This window comes from Mucilaginibacter polytrichastri (assembly GCF_001911425.1).
Lineage (GTDB): Bacteria > Bacteroidota > Bacteroidia > Sphingobacteriales > Sphingobacteriaceae > Mucilaginibacter > Mucilaginibacter polytrichastri.
The window spans coordinates 4758589-4779313 of record NZ_MPPL01000001.1 but is presented as its reverse complement, the minus strand read 5'-3'; the positions used below and the strand labels follow the sequence as shown (position 1 = coordinate 4779313).

The window sequence follows — 20725 nt, the reverse complement described above, 5'->3', positions numbered from 1 at the left end:
TAATTTTGATTTAACTAAGAAAAAATGGTTTTAAAAGAGAAATTTATATTTAAAATAAAAATAATGTAAAATCTGACTACCCCCACCTCTCAGTTGTGTGTCATTATTAGAAACCAAGATTAAGTTAAACTTAACTTAATGCTAATTTTGATAAAAAAATGAATGACGACCAAAAGGTAACTGCACTTTTTCAAAAATACCTGGATCTGATGGCAACTGACGACGAAAAGCAGGAATTCCTTGATTATGTAGAAGACCCGGCCTATGCTGAACTGATACAGCAACTGATCTCAGTGGCCTATGAACTTCAGGAGGAGCCGGCAGAACTCAGTGATCCTGCAAAGGCGCGTGTACTCCAGTATATTTTCAAAGAAACGGAAACAACGGCTACACCAGCAAAAGTGATCCGCTTGTGGCCCCGTATCGCCGCCGCAGCAGCTATCATCGTGGGATTTTCCTTCGGTGCTTATTTTATCTTACATAAACAGACATCCGAACAGCAAGTTGCAAAATTAGACAGAAACGATATTGCGCCCGGTCATAACCAGGCAACACTTACGCTGGCGAATGGTCAAAAGATCGTTCTGACCAAGGGATTAATCGGACAACTGGCCAAACAAAACCAGACTATTATTAATGCCAGCCAAAACAACATTGTTTATCAAACGAATGTTCCATCAGCGGGTCAGGTAGTTTATAACACGCTGAGCACAGCGATCGGGGAGCAGTCACCCTATCCGTTGGTCCTGGCAGATGGTACTAAAGTTTGGCTGAACGCCGCTTCCTCCATTACGTTCCCGGTGGCCTTTAACGGCAAGGAGCGCCTGGTAAATATCACCGGTGAGGCTTATTTCGAGGTAACTCATAATGAAAGCCAGCCATTTCGCGTGAAAACCGAAACCCAGACCGTAGAAGATTTAGGCACCCGCTTCGATATCAATAGTTATACGGATGAGCCTGTGGTAAAAACCACCCTGGTTGATGGGGAAGTACGCATTCAGGCGTATAGCCCGGGTAAGGATATAAGCAGCAGTATCAAGTTAAAACCCGGCGAACAGGCGCAGTTAGGAGCTGACCAATTCCAGGTACAGCCGGTTAATGCCACCAGGATTACCGCCTGGAAGGATGGCAATTTCCGTTTTCAGAACGACGATATTCAGACCATCATGCGCCAGCTTGCCCGCTGGTATAATATCGAGGTACGTTACCAGGGTACTCCTCCGAAAGATAAGTTCAGCGGGCGTATTTCAAGAAAAAGCCCGATCAGTGCCGTATTGCATATGATGGAACTTACCAACCACGTACACTTTAAAATCGAAGGAAGGAGGGTCACCGTTATTCAATAACCCGATACTTAGCCTCCGGTTGCTGCAAACAAAAAGGCCACCCCGGTATTAGCCGGAATGACCCCAATCAGGACCGTCCAAACAATTAATGATAACTATTTAAGAACCGCAGGTGCCCACCGTCTCGACAACCTAAAGGCATGCTGCTCAACCCAGACTAAGCAAATGTACAAAATTTACTTTGACCCCTTTGTGCAGCCCCGCGGCCGCACAAAAAAACTCTTAATGGTGATGAAACTCACAACGCTGCTATTATTATTCGCAATTATGCAGGTCAGTGCGATGACCTATGCCCAGAAGGTGAGCCTGAAGGTCAGGAACAGTCCGCTGAGTAATGTCCTTGACCAGATCAGCGACCAAACCGGCTATAACTTTTTCTACAGCAACAGTACGCTCAACGACACCAAACCCGTGAGCCTTAACGTTACGAACGCAGACCTTAACGATGTACTTCAACAGCTATTCGCAGGCCAACCCTTCGGATTTACCATACAGGATAAAAATGTTGTTATCAAGGAAAAAGAAAAACCGCTTGCTGAAACCACCAAAGCACTACTTAAACCGGAACTGCCGGCAACCGTCCTTTCAGGAAAAATAACGGATGAGCGCGGGAATCCGCTGATGGGCGTAAATGTCAAGATAAAGGGCACTAATATTGGCGTTATTACTAACCAAAAAGGCTTATTCGTTGTGGCTGTCACCATCCCGGATGCCATTGTACAGTTTTCATTCATTGGTTTTATAACCCAGGAGATCCCGGCCGATCAGCTAAAAAATCCGGCGTATATCACGTTGAAGGAAGATATCAGCAAACTGGATGAGGTGCAGGTTATAGCGTACGGCACGACGACCAAACGTGCCAACACCGGCGACGTAACCACCGTGGATGCAAAAACTATAGCGCAATACCCTACCACAAATGTGCTTGATGTGTTACAAGGGACGGTTCCGGGAATGCTCGTGGCCAAAAATACGGGTAACGTAACCAGTACCTACAAAGTAACGATACGCGGCCTTAATGGCCTGCCAGGCCTAAACGGTTTACCGGGTCAAAATGATCCGGGGACAGTACCGTTATATGTAATTGACGGGGTCCCATTCATCGGGGGAAGTGTAGAAAGCCTTAATACTACCTCCGGCGTCCGCAGCGCCAACGGTACAGGAAACAGGGCTTACGATGCCTTGAGCCTTATCAATCCTAACGACATTGAAAGTATCAGCGTATTAAAGGATGCTGATGCAACAGCTATCTACGGATCAAGAGGTGCCGATGGTGTTATCCTGATCACTACTAAGAAAGGCAAAGCAGGCTCAGCCACCATAGACGCAAGCTTTTACACCGGTGTAAACGATGTCGCTAAAGAGGTGCCCTTACTTAATTTGCAGCAATACCTGCGAATGCGTAGAGAGGCCCACACTAATGACAATACAGCTATCAACCCTATCGGTGATGTTGACATAAACGGCGTTTGGGATACCACCCGCAGTACCAATTGGCAAAAAAAACTGATTGGCGGTTTTGGGCATACTACGAATGCACAGTTAGGCATCTCCGGCGGCAGCGACCTGATGCAGTACCGGATCAGCGGCGGTTACAATTACTTAACCAGCCTTCAACCGGTATCCGGTAACGACCAAAGCGCAAATTTAACGGTAAGCCTGAACAGCAGTACGAGCAATAAGAAGTTTACGGCCTCATTTATTGGCGGATATATGTATGATATCAACACCATGGGCCAAACTGACTATACGTACACGGCGCGAACCCTGCCGCCGGATGCCCCGGCATTGTATACCTCGACCGGCGCGCTTAATTTTCAGAACAATACGTTTGCGAACCCACTGTTAGCGCGCAATTACATTAACAACTCACCGCGAACCAACCTGACCTCAACCCTTGTTTTGAGCTACAGGCCTATTCCTGAGCTGGAGATAAAACTATCAACAGGCTATAATAAGCAAAACCTGAACGAGTTTTTGGGCTCACCTTCTACTATTACACCGCCATATGCCCTTAGCATACCCACAAGCACCTTCACTTATGATAACTCTTATGCCTGGAGTATTGAGCCACAAGTTAATTATAATAAAAAAATTGGCCGTGGTAAGCTTTCAGCTACCTTAGGCGGCAGTTTACAGGATGAAAGCTATTCCAATGTAGCTTTATCGGCCTCAGGATATTCTACAGACCTGTTATTAAGCAGCATTACCGGAGGCACCAGTATTAACTCGGCATTTCCTTATGCCATTTATCCAAACAAACTCGCTGCAACATTTGGCCGTATCAACTATAACTGGGCGGATAAATATTATATCGACCTAAGCGGTCGTGATGATGGCTCGAGTAATTTTGGCCAAAACAGGCAATACCATTTGTTCTCAGCCGTAGGTGCGGGCTGGATATTTTCTGAAGAAGGTTTGATCAAAAACAATGTATCATTTTTAAGTTTTGGTAAATTACGCGGCAGCTACGGAACTACCGGCCGCGATAATATTTCCCCTTATTCTTATTTAAGCACCTACAGCAGTCTCGGTTCTTCATCAAGTTCAGCAGTATACGGCGGTGTTTCAGGCCTCACACCGACCCGCTTACCGAATCCCAACCTGTCCTGGGAAACCACCACCAAAGCGGAATTAGGCCTGGAACTTCAATTCCTGCAAGGCCGCATTTCGTTTGAAACCAACTTTTACCGTAATCGCACCACGGGCCTGTTAACCGGGGCAACGCTTCCGGTAATTACCGGCTTCAATTCAATCGCTGAAAATCTCCCGGCAACCGTTCAAAACCAAGGCTTTGATGCAACACTTACCACACACAATATCGCCAGTAAAGACATCACCTGGACAACAACCGTTATTTTTACCAGTGATCGCAACAAACTAACCAAGTTTCCGGGTCTCACATCTTCGCCCTATGCCAACACCTATGTTATCGGGCAGCCGGTTAATATTATTAAAGCCTATCAATTTGGAGGGGTAGACCCTCAAACCGGTACCTACCGGGTTATAGCTGCTAACGGCAGTTTTGCATCTCTTCCAAATCCAATAGCCGACAAAACCCAACTGGTCAACACCAATCCGGATTTTTATGGTTCGGTACAAAACAACATTAACTATAAGCAATTCACGCTTAGCTTTTTGTTTAGGTTTGTCAAGCAAAGAGGTTTGAATGAATATGGTAACCTTACAAGTCCTCCCGGCTATAGTCCGAGCAATACGCTTCCGATTGCGTTGAACCGCTGGCAAAAGCCCGGCGATATTACCAATGTTCAGCGGTACGGAACCAACTTCCTCTTAATTTTATACCAGGGAGATCTGACACAAAGCAATTTTGCTTACGGAGATGCTTCTTATATCCGCTTACAAAATCTCGCGCTCAGCTATTCGCTACCACAAACGATTTCGGAAAAATTGGGCATGCATAGCGCGCGTATATTTTTACAAGGCGATAACCTGTTAACCATCACAGGTTACAAAGGCCTTGACCCGGAAACGCAAAGCGTTTTTTCACTACCGCCGTTAAGAGTTATTACCGCCGGTTTAAGATTAACCCTTTAATAAAAACACAATGAAACGATATAACGATATAAAAACCGTAAAAATATTGATCTGCCTGGCAGGGCTGATAATGGTAGCAGGGATTTCAGGCTGTAAAAAAGCAATAGATATTGGCGCGCCAACCACCTTGATCAATACAGCCAATGTATACACCTCCGACGGCACTGCTGAAGCTGCAGTAAGCGGCCTTTTGTCAAGCCTGGCTTCATCAGGCCATATGTATAACGGAACGGGAAGCATTTCGATCCTGCAGGGGCTGGCGGCCGATGAATTTACTTTTTATGCTGCGCCCGCCAGTTCGCCCCCGAATTTGTTTTATGCCAATTCACTTACTACCCTGAATAATAATAATTACTACTGGCCGGAAATTTATTCAGAGATATTTATCTGTAATTCGGTTATTCAAGGATTGTCTTCAGCCTCAGCGGCTTCATTAACGCCTGCTGTACAAGCACAACTAATGGGAGAGGTAAAATTCATCAGGGCCTTTATCTATTTTAACGCGGTGAATCTATACGGAGATGTTCCGCTGATACTTGGCACAGATCCGGCCGTAAACAGTATCGCGAGCCGCGCACCTGCCGCGACAGTGATTCAGCAGGTGATCAAGGACCTGATCGATGCTCAAAGCCTGTTACCTGACAATTCCTACGTAACCCTGGCCGGTCTTACGACCACAAGCCGGATTTTACCGAATAAGCAGGCTGTAAACGCGCTGCTGTCGCGGGTGTATCTATATACAAAGGATTGGAAAAATGCGGAGGCCCAGGCATCCAATATAATCAATGCCTCAAGCTATGTATTGGAACCTGTTTTAACCAACGTTTTCCTTAAGGCATCGCGTGAGGCCATCTGGCAATTGCAATCAATTTCTGTTAATTATGGCAATGCGGATGTCAATGTGCTGTTGATGGTTGCGGCACCGACCAGTGTAGCAAATGACTATGCGTTAAGCAATAGCCTGCTCGGCGCATTTGAAGGCGGTGATAACCGGTTTTCCAATTGGGTAGGTAAAATTTCGTCAGGAGCGAACACTTACTATTACGCGGCTAAATACAAACAAAACTCCGTTGCCAGCGTATCGCTGATCACTGAATACCCGATCATGTTCAGGCTGGCAGAACAATACCTCATCCGCGCCGAGTCCCGCGCGCAGCAAAACAACAACATCGGAGCACAGAGTGATCTGAATGCCATTCGTACCAGGGCGGGGCTGGGTAATACTACAGCCACGACACAAAGCGATCTGTTAAATGCTATTTATAATGAACGAAGAATAGAATTATTCACGGAATTTGGGCACCGTTGGTTCGACCTGAAAAGAACCGGCCAGCTTGACGCGGTTATGGGCGTTGCGGCCCCATTGAAGGGCGGAACCTGGAGCTCTTATAAAGCATTAATACCCCTACCATTAACTGAAATTCAAGCGGATTCTCACCTCACACAAAATCCAGGGTATTAAAAAATAAAATATGCCTTAGAACATATGACCGGCGCGAGCGCCGGTCATATGTTTCTGATGATCATTGGTAGTTGATTAAAAAAAAAATCACGTCTGCCATTTTTTCGGCAGATGATCAGCCTGCCATACTTTTTATCACCTATAAACATTAAGTCCAAAAATCAATATGAAGACGAGTAAATTATTTGGTACTACTGCATTAGGATTATTCTTAGCTGCGACTGTGCATGCACAAACTTTGCAGTTTACAATTAAGGGAAAATTGCAAAATATATCGCCGATGCCTTCAAAAGTATATTTGAAGGAGGCGATTCCCATGGGGTTACTTTCCAAGCCGACCGATAGTGCCGAGGTAAAAAACGGCGCGTATCATTTCAGCGGCCAGCTTACCGTAGATGAGCCTGTTATGGTCTTCATTACATCAGGCCATAATGTTATGGCCGAAGATAAAATTACGGTAGTCTTAGATAAGGGTGAGCTGGCCATAACTTCCGACGGCACGCTCGATAACCTCAAGGTTACCGGCAGCGGCTCCCTGGCCAACCATCAGTACGATGACATGAAGGGCAGTACAAAAAAAACTGCCGATTCCATTAAAATGGTAAAAATCACAGAAGCTTACAAAGCGGACAAGGCATTGCAGAAAAAAATAAACGGGCAGGCCTTCAGCAACAGTATAACCGGTATAGTTAACATGTATAAGTACATTAAGGTAAATCCGCAAAACAGGATTAGTCCTTATGGAACCTATATCCTGGTTGCCTTACCCTTGATTAAACAGGAAGGAAAGGACACCCTGATCAGCCTGCTTCCGGAAAAGGTAAAGGCTGATAAACTGGGACTGGAAATTGTCAGGCTAAATAATAAAACTAAAGTCACCATAGATTCTGCCATCAAAGCGGCACAGGCCAAAACGCTGGACGGCCAAAGTAAAGTGCCGCTGGGAAGTCAGGCTGCAGATATTACGCAAAACGATCCGGCGGGCAAGCCGGTCAGCCTGGCATCATTAAAAGGCAAATATGTATTGGTTGATTTCTGGGCCAGCTGGTGTGCACCATGCCGTGCAGAGAACCCGAATGTGGTTAAGCTTTTCAAACAATATCAGGGTAAAGGCTTTACCGTTTTCGGCGTATCACTCGATGCAGAATCATCCAGGGCTGCCTGGATTAAAGCCATTGCAACTGATGCCCTGGCCTGGACCCAGGTCTCCGACTTGAAGGGGTGGGCGAATGCTGCGGCAAAAACTTATGATGTAAAGTCTATCCCCCAAAATTTTCTGCTGGATCCTAATGGCGTAATTATCGCTAAAAATTTGCGTGGCGACGACCTGGCTAAGAAGCTGGCGTCTCTATTCGGCAAATGATCTGAAAAAGATTTAACGAGCAAATTGTAATCTATGAGATTTCACAAAATGATAGCAGGCATAGCGCTGCTAAGCGCCATTGCTTACACATCATTTGGGCAAACCAGGGATGTGGTGATCAACGGCATATTGACCAATATGAAGGATATGCCTGCCAAAATATACCTGGTCTACATCCCGATATTAAATTTAACACCCGACAGCGCGTTGGTGACAGCTGGAAAATTTACGCTGACCGGCAGTACCGGTAACGTCGTATCCATGGGCATACTCACCACCGATAAGAATCATACTACGTTAGGCAAAAACGCCGCAGGCATTATGCTTCAAAAGGGCGAATTGCAGGTGTCCGCAAGCGAAAGCTTGCAAAACATAAAAGTAAGCGGCTCTGCTGCCGTGGCGCAGCGGGAGTATGAGGCGATGGGCCGGGACGCCAGGGATTCCATAGCGGTTTTGAAAAAGGCGCAAGCGGGTGAGCGGTACAAAACAGACCAGGTATTTCATGAGAAAACCCAATCAGCTTTAATAGCCATGTATACCCGGGTTGTTGACGAGATCATGTACTATCCGCTGGACCACCCAGGCTCAGTACTAACACCCTACCTCACCTGGTCCCAACTGAGCGAGGCGACGGTCATGAAAACCGTACTGGTGGATTTATTACAACACAGTCTCCCGGTAACTGCACCAAAAGTTTATAAACTGGCCATTGCAAAAATAGTTGCGAAATTCGATAAAGCCGCTGCCGAATTTGATGCGCGGGTAACAGCCAATGACGCAATGATCCCGCTTGGCAGTAAAGCCATAGATTTTACGATGAACGATACGGAGGGCAAGCCGGTAAGTTTATCATCCCACAAGGGAAAATATGTGTTGCTTGATTTCTGGGCTAGTTGGTGCGGGCCCTGCAGAGCTGAAAACCCCAATTTGATTAGGGCTTACAACAATTATAAAGATAAAGGATTTGAAGTACTGGGCGTTTCGTTAGATGCCGGAGGGCAAAAAAACGCATGGCTGGAGGCCATAAAAAGCGATGGCTTGCCTTGTACGGAACTGGCAGATCTGAATGGTATGAACAACGCTGCTGCAAAACTATATCATGTCATATCCATCCCGCAAAATTATCTGATAGCCCCTGATGGGACCATTATTGCTAAAAACCTGCGCGGTGAAGACCTGCAGAAAAAACTGGCATCTCTATTAAACAAATAATCTACCGGAAAACAAAAATTAATGATCAAATTATTGAAGAAAACAGCTATTACCAGCATCGTCCTGTGTAGCTTTTTATCCGCGCAGGCACAGACTATCCCTGCCGACCCGGCTGTACGCACCGGCAAACTAGCCAATGGATTTACCTACTATATCCGGCATAACGAGCAGCCAAATAAAAGAGTGGGATTATACCTTGTCAATAAGGCAGGCTCTATTTTGGAGGACGAGGACCAGCGTGGACTGGCACACTTCATGGAACACATGAACTTTAACGGCACAAAACATTATCCTAAAAATGAGCTGATCGATTACCTGCAGAAGGCTGGTGTACGTTTCGGAGCCGACCTTAACGCTTTTACCAGCTTTGACGAAACCGTGTATCAGCTGCCTATCCCGACCGATGATCCGGCTATGTTTGGCACGGGGCTCAACATCATGCGCGACTGGGCGCAGGAAGCAACCCTTGATCCGCCAGAGATTGATAAAGAACGCGGTGTAGTGCTTGAAGAAGAGCGACTCGGTAAAGGTGCCAGGGACCGGATAACCCGTCAGACCTTTCCGGTTCTGCTGAATCACGCCCGCTATGCAGACCGTCTGCCTATCGGACTTGATGCAGTGCTCACCGGGTTTAAACCGGCGGTCATCAAACGATTTCACCATGACTGGTACCGTCCGGACCTGCAAGCGCTGATTATTGTGGGCGATATCGATGTAAATGAAGCTGAAAAACTGGTCAAAGCCAAATTCGCCGATTTAAAGAATCCGGCGAATGAGCGACCTAGAACACCATATACCATACCGCTTACCGGTAAAATCCAGTTCCTTGCTGTAACCGATAAGGAACAACCTGATGTCAGTCTTGATGTGATCATGAAACATGAGGCACCCGCATTGAAGACAGAACAGGATTATCTGAATTCTATCAAAAGTAATCTGTTAAATAACCTGATCGACACGCGCCGCAACGCACAATTGGCGCGCCTGCCGAACCCCGCGTTTACCGGCGTTAGTATGGGCATCGGTGGTTTGCTGAACAACCTCGATATGTTCAGCTTCACGGTGAACGTAAAACAAGGGCAGTTGCAGCAGGGTTTTGCGCAAGCCTGGCGCGTACTGGAGGGTATTAAACGTTATGGTTTTACCGAGAAGGAACTGAACAGGGCAAAGCAAAATTACCTCCGCGGCCTGCAGAATGCTGTCAGCGAACAAGGTAAAACCCCATCTGTCAATTTTGTAAAGGAATACCAGAATCTGTTCCTGCATGGTGAAGCTTCTCCCGGTATAACCTGGGAATATCAGTTCACGCAGGACCATATCAAAGGCATCAGCCTGGCAGATATTACGGCCCTGATGAACAGCTACCTGCAATCGAAGGATGTGGACATCATCGTGACCGCGCCTGAAAAAGACAAAGGCGGCCTGCCAGATTCCGCTATAGTAAGCGGTTGGATGAATGCCATCGGTGAGGAAAAGATCGAATCTTATCGAGAGGAGCAAGTCGTTAAACCCCTGCTGTCAGATTTTCCTAAGCCGGGTAAAGTAGTCAGCCGTGAGGAAATCCCACAGATCGGTGTTACCAAGCTTACTCTCAGCAACGGATTGAGGGTATTATTGAAGCCGACAGACTTTAAAAATGACCAGATTATTTACAGCGCCTTCAGCCCCGGAGGCACATCGCTGTATGACGGGACCAATTTCGATGCAGCCTCCAATGCCGGCAGTCTGATGTCGCTTATGGGGTTGGGCTCATTCAATTCGGTACAGTTAAGCCAGGTGCTTACAGGCAAAGTGGCGCGTTCCTCTGCCAGCATCGGCGTGCGGTCTGAGAACATCAATGCCAGCACCACACCGCAGGATATCGAAACCGCCTTGCAGTTAACCTACCTGCAATTTACTGCACCGCGTAAGGATACGCTGATGTTCAAAAACACCATGGACAAAGCTATAGCGGAACTGGCTACCCGCTACAACAACCCAAACCAGGTTTTTGCCGATACGATCAATTATGTCATGAGCAATTACAGCCCCCGTTACGCGCCGCCTACCGAAGTCCGACTGAAAGCCATAACTCTCGACCGGATCTACGACATTTACCGGGAGCGATTTGCGGATGCGGCTAATTTTACTTTTGTATTTGTAGGCAACTTTACTATTGAAAAGCTCCAGCCGTTGCTGGAGCGCTACCTTGGCTCATTGCCGACAACGCACCAGCATGAGCAGCCGCGCAACTTAGGCCAGCATATTCCGACAGGTCTTTTAGACAAAAAAGTCTTTAAGGGCCTTGAAAATAAGGCGACCGTCAGGGTTGTGCTTAGCGGCGATTATCACTTCGGGCCAGTGGCAAATCTACAGTTGAAGGCGCTTTCTGATATCCTGCAGATCAAGATATTGCAGCACCTGCGTGAAGCGGAGAGTGAAGTGTACAGCCCGCAGGTTTCAGAAGGATTTAACAAACTGCCGCAAAATCGCTTTGCAATTATCGTGCAATTCGGCTGTGCGCCTCGAAATGTCGATCACCTTGTGTCGCTGTTGCAAGACGAAATAAAGAAGCTGCGCGAAAACGGTCCAGAGGCAGATGATATCGAAAAATTCAAAGCTCAGTATCAAAAAAGCCTGGAACAGGCACTAAAGGATAATAGCTTTTGGTCTGCCTACATTTCGAGTCAATTTGAGAACCAGGACGACCCGCTGCAGGTACAGGACCTGTTAAAAAATGCCAATCAAATTGATGCTGCTTCGCTAAAACAGGCAGCACAGGTATTTCTGTCCGGGAAGAATATGATCACTTTTGAGTTGCTACCTCAGAAGAAATAAATAATAACATTTGTATCACATAATATTTAATTAAGTGTCCTCGTAAAAATAGCTAGACACTTTTCAAATGAAATTATATTAACCAATTTACTTCAAACCTAAATTAGAAAAGCTACAGCATGAAAGATAGAGAAGATACTAAACAAAAAATTATAAAGGCTGTTGGGGAAATTTTTAAAACCGAAGGGCAAAGTGGTCTATATATTGCTCGCATTGCGAAACAGGCTGGAGTAGATAGATCATTGATTTACCAATATTTTGGTAAGGATGTAAAAAATCTTATCGAACAATATATTCTTCAAAGGGATTATTGGTTAAAATTTTTTGATAAAATAAATGGTGACATTGCCAGCACGAATTACAATTCCGGAAAAGATTTAATCATTGATGTGCTGCAGAAACAGTGGCAGTATTTTGCTAATGACCTAGAAATGCAGCATCTTATTTTGTGGGAGTTGTCAGGGGACAGTGATATGATGCGTAGCATACATAATACCAGAGAATTGATGGCTGAAAAGATTTTGAGTCTAACTGATTTAAAATTTTCAGGAAGCCAAATAAATTTCAGATCAATTGCAGTGCTTTTGCTTGGAGGTATCTATTACGCTAACATTCACGCTATGCATAATGGACGAATTATCTGTGGTATAGATGTAAAATCGATGGAAGGACAGGCAGATATAATGAAGACGATTCAACAAATCATCGAGTGGGCTTACGAACACGCTGATTAGATATTATTATTAATTATTCATCCAATTAAAGCTACTTTTTGACATATAAGTTATTTCTTCCCTTCTTTTCCGCAAGTTCTAAAATTCCGTCCTCAACAAGATTCAAAAGCACTCTCGATACATTAGTGCTAAGAATTCTAGAAGTTTCGATTTTGTAAATCTTTCGCAATTCAATTATGATCTCTCCTACGGAACGTTTTGATTGGAAATACAACTGATCTTTTACAAGTTCGTTTATTTTATGTGTCAAAAATAACCGCTCTTTCCTTTCAGGGGATAATTCAAAAATCGGTTTAAAAACCAAGTCAATAGGCAGTATAGGAAATTCAACCGCTTGGGCATACGCAACATAATAATGGATATTTGTTGAAAGGCCGTTTTCTAAGTTTATTATAGTTGATTTCGGAAACTGGGTCATCTCCGATAAGTCTCCCAAAGAGTAACCTAGAGTGATTCGGGTGTTTTTAAGAAGTACTCCTAAACTTTCAGTAACATGCTTATTTGAATAGTTCTTGGCTCTCTTGATCATCTATCAAAATGAGCCAATGCCTATATATATAATGGTAGTAAATGAAATATCTTTTACATATAATTAATTAAGTTTATCTTTGTTTCTAAGAAGATTCGCTATATATTTATAAGAAAATTATGTCATCCGAATTTCCAGAACAATTTAAAATAGAAGTATATAAAGAACTTATTGAGTCCTTTTATAAGAAGAATTATCCGGAAATTGAGAGAGGTAAATTTTGGCGTTGGTTTAATAATGCACTAATCGGTAAAGAAAAGGACATCTCCGAACTTGATCGAGAAGAACAAAGTCAACTGATTAAAAAGTTAGATGAACTTGGCGACGAACTACATAATTTCAATGAATTTTTTCAAAATAGCTAGTTTAATAAGCTATAATAATACTCCTTGTTTGTTGCGGTTCAACTAGATATTGTGGTATAAGGGTAATTATTGGCCTCATGATTTTTCTTCGGCAACGCTATTTAAAATCCAATAATTCTTTGGCATCTACCTCTAAACCTTTTGCAAGTTCAAAAATTGTAGACAGCTGAATGTCCCATTTTGCATTTTCAATCTTTGAAATTTGACTATCATCTAAATCACATTTAGCAGCTAGAGCCCTAAGTGATAGCTTTTTATCCTCTCTTAGCTGTCTAAGTTTTTCTCCGAATTTTACTTTAAGTTCTGAATAGTCGCTTTTCAATTTCTAATAATAAAGAATAATTGAAAATGGCTTTAAAAATTGTAACAATTGCGGTAATATTCTTCCGCATACCAAAAACTTATTTATATTTGCTTTGCGATACTTCATGTAGATAAACAGAAGCATTCGCTTGTGTCTCGGTATAGAAACGTGAGAAATTTCAAAACCAACGAGATGATAAGTGAAATGCCCACGCCATAGGTGTGGGCTCTCTTATCGTTGGTGGGCTTCTCACGTGCCCTATGCCGGTAAGTTGAGTCCACGCCTATGGCTTTTTTATGCGTGGCCGTAATATCAAAAGTTGATGACAGCGGCAATAATAAATAAGAAAAACTCATCCGAACTACCTTTTCAGAAGGTAGTTGAATCCTTTTTTTCTAATAATTCCCCTGACCGAACCAAGTTTTTGTTTTGGAAATTGTTCCAGTGTTATTTGTTGAAAGATTGTGAAATTAAAATAGAAGTTCCGGAAAAAGAAGTTGCTCTTTTTTACGATCAATTGATGGATTTAGTTGCTGCCTCATACATATTATATCAGGAAAACAGCACTCTAATTGTTGAGGAAGGGACGGGCCATGGATAGTAATTCGGTTTTAACCTGGAGGCTCCTTATATCTCCACCAGAGTAGAGTTATATTAATTTCTGTGAAGAGGTCAATAGCTTATTCACGACTTTTTCATCTCTTTCTCTTACCTCTAACAATCATTTAAGCAATGAAAAAATTAATACTCACTCTTGGGCTGGCAGCGCTTTGCCCTTTTTCAAAGGTAGTGGCCCAAACAAATAGTCACAAGCCACCTAACATAATTTTATCTGGAGTTGTATATAGTTCCACTGATAAAAAACCTTTGTTAGGTGCATCAGTACTCGTCGCCGAAAAAATTGTTTCACAAACGAATTCCTCCGGCGAATTCCAATTCAAGACAAGTGATACAAGTGGAATTATCAAAATATCTTTTATTGGTTATAATCCCAAAACAATAAACTTCGGAAACGGGAATTATGGCCCATATTCAATAATACTTACAGCCAACCAAAATGAGTTGAATGAAGTTGTTGTGTCTACAGGCTACCAAACGATTGGTAAGGAACGAACATCAGGTTCATTTGACCAGGTAGATAATAAATTATTAAATCGTAGTGCCGGTACCAATGTCCTTGATCGGTTAAATGGGATTGCCAGTGGTTTAAGATTCAATGGAACAGCGGGTACTTCCGTCGCAACAGGATCAGCGGATCGTTATCTTGGGATAAATATTCGCGGTGTCAGCACCTTATCCGGCAACGTTAGTACTGATCCGCTAATCGTTCTTGATAATTTTCCCTACGAAGGCAATATCAGCAACATAAATCCCAATGATATTGAAAGTATAAGCATACTTAAAGATGCGGCCGCAGCGAGCATTTGGGGCGCTCGGTCAGGAAACGGGGTCATCGTAATTACCATAAAAAAGGGGCACAGAAATCAAGAATTGTCCGTGGAGCTAACCGGTACAGTTACCTTCCAAAATAAACCCAACCTTTATTATGATCGCAATTTTCTGCCGTCAAAGGATTACATCGATCTCGAAACTGCTCTTTTCAAAAAAGGTTATTTTGATAATTGGTTAACAGATACCTATGATCAATCGCCGGTTTCGCCGGTTACAGATCTATTGGCGGCGGCACAGGCTGGTACGATATCGAACGATTATGCTAACACACAAATCAATGCATTGAGAAATGCTGATGTCCGAAAAGATTACGAAAAATACATTTACCGTAGCACAATAAATCAGCAATATTCTATAGGCCTACGTGGTGGGACCAAACAAAACGCCTATACGATGTCGGTCGGTTACGATCAAAATCAGAACCCATTGGTTAGGAATGGATTTGATCGTGTCACTATCAATGCTCAAAACACCTATAATCCAATCAACAACCTCTCTATTACTACCGGGTTAAATTACAGCCGGAACAATACTGCCCTCAATAATAATTTAGGTTATGGCTCAGGTATTTCTGTTGGGGGGCCAGTCTCGGGTATCTATCCATATGCACAGTTTGCGGACGCCAATGGCAATCATTCATCAGTTGTAAAGGATTACCGTGCCACCTATACTGAAAATGCGATTAATAACGGCTATTTTGACTGGAGTTACCGGCCACTCGATGAGCTGGCACTTGCTGACGACTATACAAAAGTAAATAATCTCCTATTTAATGTTAATGCAACTTATAAATTCTTGAAGCACTGGAATGTGAGTTTGCAATACCAAAATGAAGATCAGGCAGTTGACAATCGAAATTTTGAAAGTCTGAACACTTATGCGGCAAGGAACCTGATCAACCAGTTTACAATTCCTAATCCAGGTGGACAACCAACTTATCAAGTGCCTGTGGGAGGCATTCTAAACCTAACCCACAATGAACTGATTTCAAATAATTTCAGAGGGCAGTTGAACTATAACCAAATTTTTAGTGGGAAGCATGAGATTGTAGGATTAATGGGTGCAGAGTTAAGGCAGTTGACTAACACGGGTTATGTACGCCAGTCATTAGGATATAACGATGAGTTTGGCACAGCAGCGGAAAACATCGATTTTTACGACTATTTAGCCACCAGTCCCAACGGCTATAATCAAATTCCTTCGCCACTGGGTAACATAACTGGTGAAACCAACCGATTTATTTCTTATTTCGCTAATCTTGCTTACACCTACAACGACAAATATACCTTTACTTTAAGCGGCCGAAAAGACGGCTCAAACATTTTTGGCGTTAGAACCAATGACCGAGTTACACCGTTATGGTCGGCTGGCGCGGTTTGGAATTTGGCTAAAGAAGATTTTTATAAAGTAAATTTTTTGCCCTTAATGCGTTTACGCACCTCATTCGGTTATAACGGCAATGTTTATAATGGTTCTGCCTATGTGACCGGCAACTATACAACTGCATCTACTACTGGTGTTACCGCGATTTATAATCTAACAGCACCAAATCCCGACCTGAGATGGGAAAAAATAAAGAATTTTAATTTTGGACTCGATTTCGGTACAAAAAACGATAGGATTTCGGGTACGCTTGAATACTATATCAAGGATGGCACCGATTTAATTGAAAATGTTCCACTCTTTACCTCAACTGGTTTTCTTTCATTTTTCGGTAATGCTGCTTCAACTTCTACAACGGGTATTGATCTCACACTGAACAGTAAAAATATCACCGGTGTTTTTAAATGGAATACTACATTACTTTTTAGCACTTTAAGAGATAAAGTAAATACCTACAATGCCCAATTTAGTAATGCAAGTTTTCAGTCAAAAATAGGGATTCCCGTTGTTCGACATGCTGTATATGGAATTTACAGTTATAAATGGGCAGGACTCGACCCGGCTGATGGAGACCCGCAAGGTTATCTGAATGGTAAGATAAGCAAAGATTATGCATCGATTATAAATAATTTCAATCCTGACAGTCTTAAGTATAATGGTTCTGCACGCCCGACTGTTTATGGATCTTTAAGGAATGATTTTACTTTCAACGGTGTAACGCTTTCAGCGAATATTGGATTTGAATTCGGCTATGTTTTCCGCAGGCCGTCGACTAACTTAAATGCGGCCGAAATTTTATTACAATCAAACAGCCAAAATATTGACTATGAGCAAAGATGGCAGAAACAGGGGGATGAAAAGATCACCAATGTTCCGTCGATAGTTTATCCTTCAAACGACAGCCGCAATACATTTTATCAATACAGCAGTGCTTTGGTTGATAACGCTGACAATATCCGGTTGTTGGATTTAAGGCTTGCTTATGATTTAACAAAAATGTCAATAAGAAAATTGCCATTCAGTAAGCTACAGGTTTTTGCTTATGCAAGTAATCTAGGCATTATTTGGCGTGCGAACAAATATGGAATAGACCCTGATATTGTGAATACTATTTATCATTCGATTCCTAATCCATTTACCATTGCGCTCGGATTTAACGCAAACTTTTAAACTCCAATTATGAAATACATACTATTTAAAAAATATATTCATAGGATTATTTGCATCGGCTTCCTATGCACATGTCTTCTCTCTTGCAAAAAGCAGGACGATTGGTTAAACATTAAAAATAATAAATCTGATGTGTCGCCACAAACGCTTCAGGATTTCCAGGCGGTTTTAGATAATTCGACGATTTTTAATAACTCCGGATCGATCATCGGTTTGGTGGGATCTGACAATCTTTATGTTCCTGATACAAATCTCGACGGAGAAACTCCAGTGAACAGGAATACTTATTTGTGGGCAAAGGATATATATCAGGGGACATCTGCTCAGGATTGGCTAAGTGACTATCAGCAAATTGAATATGCCAATGTTGTACTGGATGGATTAAACAAGCTTTCTTCTGCCGAAAATTTATCGCTTACCGCCAAATTAATAAAAGGCGAGGCCTTATTTTTTAGGGCTTATGGCTTTTATCAGCTTTCGCAAATCTATTGTAGGCCCTATGAAAAAGCATCAGCAGGTTCCGATCCAGGGATTCCATTAAGGGTGACCTCTGACGTTACACGAAAGGTAGATCGAGGGACGGTTCAGCAATGTTATGATCAAATGACCAACGACTTGAAACTTGCAGTTTCATTGCTACCCAGCACTTCACTTTACAAAACGAGACCTAATAGCAACGCCGCTAACGCTTTGTTGGCGAAAATCTACTTATCGATGGGTGATTATGTTAACGCCTATTCATTTGCGGATGCCGCGCTTAAGACGGATAATACGCTATTGAATTTTAATTCCTTGAAGATCACTTCGTCCGATCCTTTCCCGTCATTTGCTAAAGGAAATCCCGAAATTATCTTTTACGAATATTGTTATGGTCTTTCAGTGGTATTTCTAAACTCAACGGTGACGGGTCGCGTTGCACCTGATTTCTATAACTCCTATGTTGATGGCGACTTAAGAAAAACTGCGTTTTATGTTCAGGACGGAGCTACCGGATTATTTAAAGCAAAAGGAAGTTTTTCAGCTAAAGGCGGAAATTTTTGTGGTATCGCAAATGGAGAGATTTATTTGATCCGTGCGGAAAGTGCCATCAGGAATGGTGACTTGCAATCTGCTACCTCAGACTTAAATACTTTATTACAAAATCGCCTTACAACAGCCTCATATATTCCATATTCTAATAATGATCCAAAGGCCTTATTGTCCAAAATTCTGTTGGAACGACGTAAGGAATTGGCATACACAGGAAACATGAGATGGGAAGACTTACGACGATTGAATCAAGATCCCCAATTTGCTGTCACAATAAAAAGAACCTATCAGGGAACTAATTATACACTGCAACCTAATGACAAACGGTACGTGCTACCCTTACCGCAAGATGAATTGACACTCGAAAATTTAACTCAAAATCCAAGATGATAATTATGAGAAGTATTACTTTATGTTGGAGCATACTATTTTTAGCTTTAACTATAACATTTAACAATGCAACTGCAAAAATACGCGCAATCGATTTAGACTCAGGGACGGTAAAGCTAACTGTTCTTTATCCTGAAGCTGAAAGAGACCAAAAATTAGAGCTTTTTGTCGCCAAAACACCAAGCCCAATAAACATACTTACAGATGAATCTAACAAATATATAGCTGCCTCGATATCTCCCGGTGTTTACATTTTTTCATTCAAAGTTTCAAAACGCGGGCCAATGCCAGGTACGTCAGTTACCTTGTTCTCTCTAAACAGTAAAAACGTATTTATCGAGGACGGATTGAGTAAAGATGAACTGAAATTGGACATTTTTGAAAATTATTTTTTCCAACCTTCAGATGTTGTAACAATTACCGCCAAGAAAACACCAGAGTTTACCCCCACAAAATCATTTAGAAATAATTTTAATCTGCAATTCTCGGGCTCGTCAACATTGAAATTTAAAACTCGATATACAATTGATTCGATACAATATCACCGTGATTTTCCACGGGACTACTTTTTATCTGATTCAACTTATAATCTAAATAATGGTGAACTTCATGATGCAAAACGCGAACTGGATTATTTAGAAACTTTTAGCTTGAAACTAGACCATCAAGCTTATGAAGAACTAAGACTTCATGCATTATTTTATAATAAGGCATTTGAAGCTGTTATGCTTCGTTACTATTTTAAATATCAGTACAAGAATGCATCTAATAATGTAATAAACCGGTTCTTAAAGGATTATAATGAAGCCGATCTTAAAACTTGGACACAATTTGATAAGGGCAGTCTTAAAGGAAGTAGCGATTTCTGGGTTGCAGAATTGGATAAATATCGAACTATAGTAACAGTAAAAAATAAAAAATGGATACCAGATAGCTCTGCATCAATATTGGCAAATATTAGTGATAGTTATGTTCGGGAAAAATTGTTCCTTTTAGTAATTAAATCGAATTTGGGAGGCTTTTTGGACTTCAATACTTACAGTACAAAGGCTGCAAAATATATCACCTCTTTAAAAGGAAAACAAGAATTGAACGATGCGTTACTTGCTCAAGTTGGTAAACCAGCCTTTGATTTCAGCCTCACTAATTCAGCAGGAAAGAAAGTTAAACTTTCCGACTTTAAAGGAAAAGTAGTATTTGTTGATTTTTGGTATACTGGCTGCGAAAATTGTGTAGGATATTATCAAGATGTGTTATCAAAAATAGAAGAAAAGTTCCGTGGAGATTCTAATTACGTTTTTATCAGTATATCCATTGACAAAGATGCTGATTTTTGGAAACATAGCATTAAAAAAGGCATTTACACATCATCGTCCGCAATAAATCTATACACAAATGGTGGAGGTGTATTGAATGATGTAATTAAGTTCTACCAAGTTTATGGTTATCCACGGCCAATTATCATTGACAAACATCAAAAAATTTTTAAAATGGATAAATCTTTGAGGGACGAAAAATCTCTAATGAGCGCTTTAATTGCCGCAGCCATGAATTAGAATAAAATGAATTATTTTAATACGGAATCAGCCAAAGCTGATTCCGTATTAAAGA

General features: G+C 42.3%; 14 protein-coding genes. 12 read left to right on the top strand and 2 right to left on the bottom strand.

The genetic code is table 11. The annotated features are described in order from the left end of the window. The first annotated feature begins 158 nt into the window (after positions 1–158). From RG47T_RS20505 to RG47T_RS20475, 7 genes are all read left to right on the top strand, one after another. Positions 159–1346 (top strand): FecR family protein, encoded by a 1188-nt coding sequence (locus RG47T_RS20505; protein WP_074491295.1) that lies wholly within the window; start codon positions 159–161, stop codon positions 1344–1346. Positions 1347–1511: 165 nt separating this feature from the next. Further along, on the top strand, positions 1512–4904 hold the full coding sequence (locus RG47T_RS20500) for a SusC/RagA family TonB-linked outer membrane protein (RefSeq protein WP_171972575.1): 3393 nt from the start codon (positions 1512–1514) through the stop codon (positions 4902–4904). A 10-nt stretch (positions 4905–4914) separates the two neighbouring features. Beyond that, positions 4915–6366, top strand: coding sequence for a RagB/SusD family nutrient uptake outer membrane protein (locus RG47T_RS20495; protein WP_074491293.1), 1452 nt, complete (start codon positions 4915–4917; stop codon positions 6364–6366). Positions 6367–6532: 166 nt separating this feature from the next. After that, complete coding sequence (locus RG47T_RS20490; RefSeq protein WP_074491292.1) at positions 6533–7729, top strand: TlpA disulfide reductase family protein; 1197 nt, start codon at positions 6533–6535, stop codon at positions 7727–7729. Positions 7730–7762: 33 nt separating this feature from the next. Beyond that, positions 7763–8941, top strand: coding sequence for a TlpA disulfide reductase family protein (locus tag RG47T_RS20485; protein WP_083627477.1), 1179 nt, complete (start codon positions 7763–7765; stop codon positions 8939–8941). Between the two features lie 21 nt (positions 8942–8962). Beyond that, positions 8963–11758: a M16 family metallopeptidase gene (locus tag RG47T_RS20480; protein WP_074491290.1), complete on the top strand. Its 2796-nt coding sequence runs from the start codon at positions 8963–8965 to the stop codon at positions 11756–11758. Between the two features lie 119 nt (positions 11759–11877). Then, positions 11878–12492, top strand: a complete 615-nt coding sequence (locus tag RG47T_RS20475; protein WP_074491289.1) for a TetR/AcrR family transcriptional regulator — start codon at positions 11878–11880, stop codon at positions 12490–12492. 31 nt (positions 12493–12523) lie between these two features. Here the strand turns inward: RG47T_RS20475 and RG47T_RS20470 are convergent, their stop codons facing one another. Continuing rightward, complete coding sequence (locus RG47T_RS20470; RefSeq protein ID WP_074491288.1) at positions 12524–13021, bottom strand: helix-turn-helix domain-containing protein; 498 nt, start codon at positions 13019–13021, stop codon at positions 12524–12526. Between the two features lie 119 nt (positions 13022–13140). Here RG47T_RS20470 and RG47T_RS20465 point away from each other — a divergent pair, with 119 nt between their 5' ends. Beyond that, a complete protein-coding gene (locus RG47T_RS20465; RefSeq protein ID WP_074491287.1) occupies positions 13141–13386 on the top strand; it encodes a hypothetical protein in 246 nt (81 codons plus the stop codon). Positions 13387–13483: 97 nt separating this feature from the next. On the opposite strand, the gene RG47T_RS20460 is transcribed toward RG47T_RS20465, so the two are convergent. Further along, on the bottom strand, positions 13484–13708 hold the full coding sequence (locus tag RG47T_RS20460; RefSeq protein ID WP_074491286.1) for a helix-turn-helix domain-containing protein: 225 nt from the start codon (positions 13706–13708) through the stop codon (positions 13484–13486). 304 nt (positions 13709–14012) lie between these two features. Here RG47T_RS20460 and RG47T_RS20455 point away from each other — a divergent pair, with 304 nt between their 5' ends. The 4 genes from RG47T_RS20455 to RG47T_RS20440 all read left to right on the top strand — a co-directional run bounded on the left by RG47T_RS20455 (position 14013) and on the right by RG47T_RS20440 (position 20670). Beyond that, the gene (locus RG47T_RS20455) at positions 14013–14291 is read left to right on the top strand and encodes a hypothetical protein (RefSeq protein ID WP_074491285.1); all 279 of its coding nucleotides are present in this window, start codon (positions 14013–14015) and stop codon (positions 14289–14291) included. Between the two features lie 131 nt (positions 14292–14422). Further along, complete coding sequence (locus RG47T_RS20450) at positions 14423–17695, top strand: SusC/RagA family TonB-linked outer membrane protein (protein ID WP_074491284.1); 3273 nt, start codon at positions 14423–14425, stop codon at positions 17693–17695. 9 nt (positions 17696–17704) lie between these two features. Then, positions 17705–19114 carry a RagB/SusD family nutrient uptake outer membrane protein gene (locus RG47T_RS20445; protein ID WP_083627476.1) on the top strand — a complete coding sequence of 470 codons (1410 nt, stop codon included), beginning with the start codon at positions 17705–17707 and terminating at the stop codon, positions 19112–19114. Between the two features lie 5 nt (positions 19115–19119). Then, the gene (locus RG47T_RS20440) at positions 19120–20670 is read left to right on the top strand and encodes a TlpA family protein disulfide reductase (protein ID WP_171972574.1); all 1551 of its coding nucleotides are present in this window, start codon (positions 19120–19122) and stop codon (positions 20668–20670) included. The last annotated feature ends 55 nt before the right edge of the window (positions 20671–20725 follow it).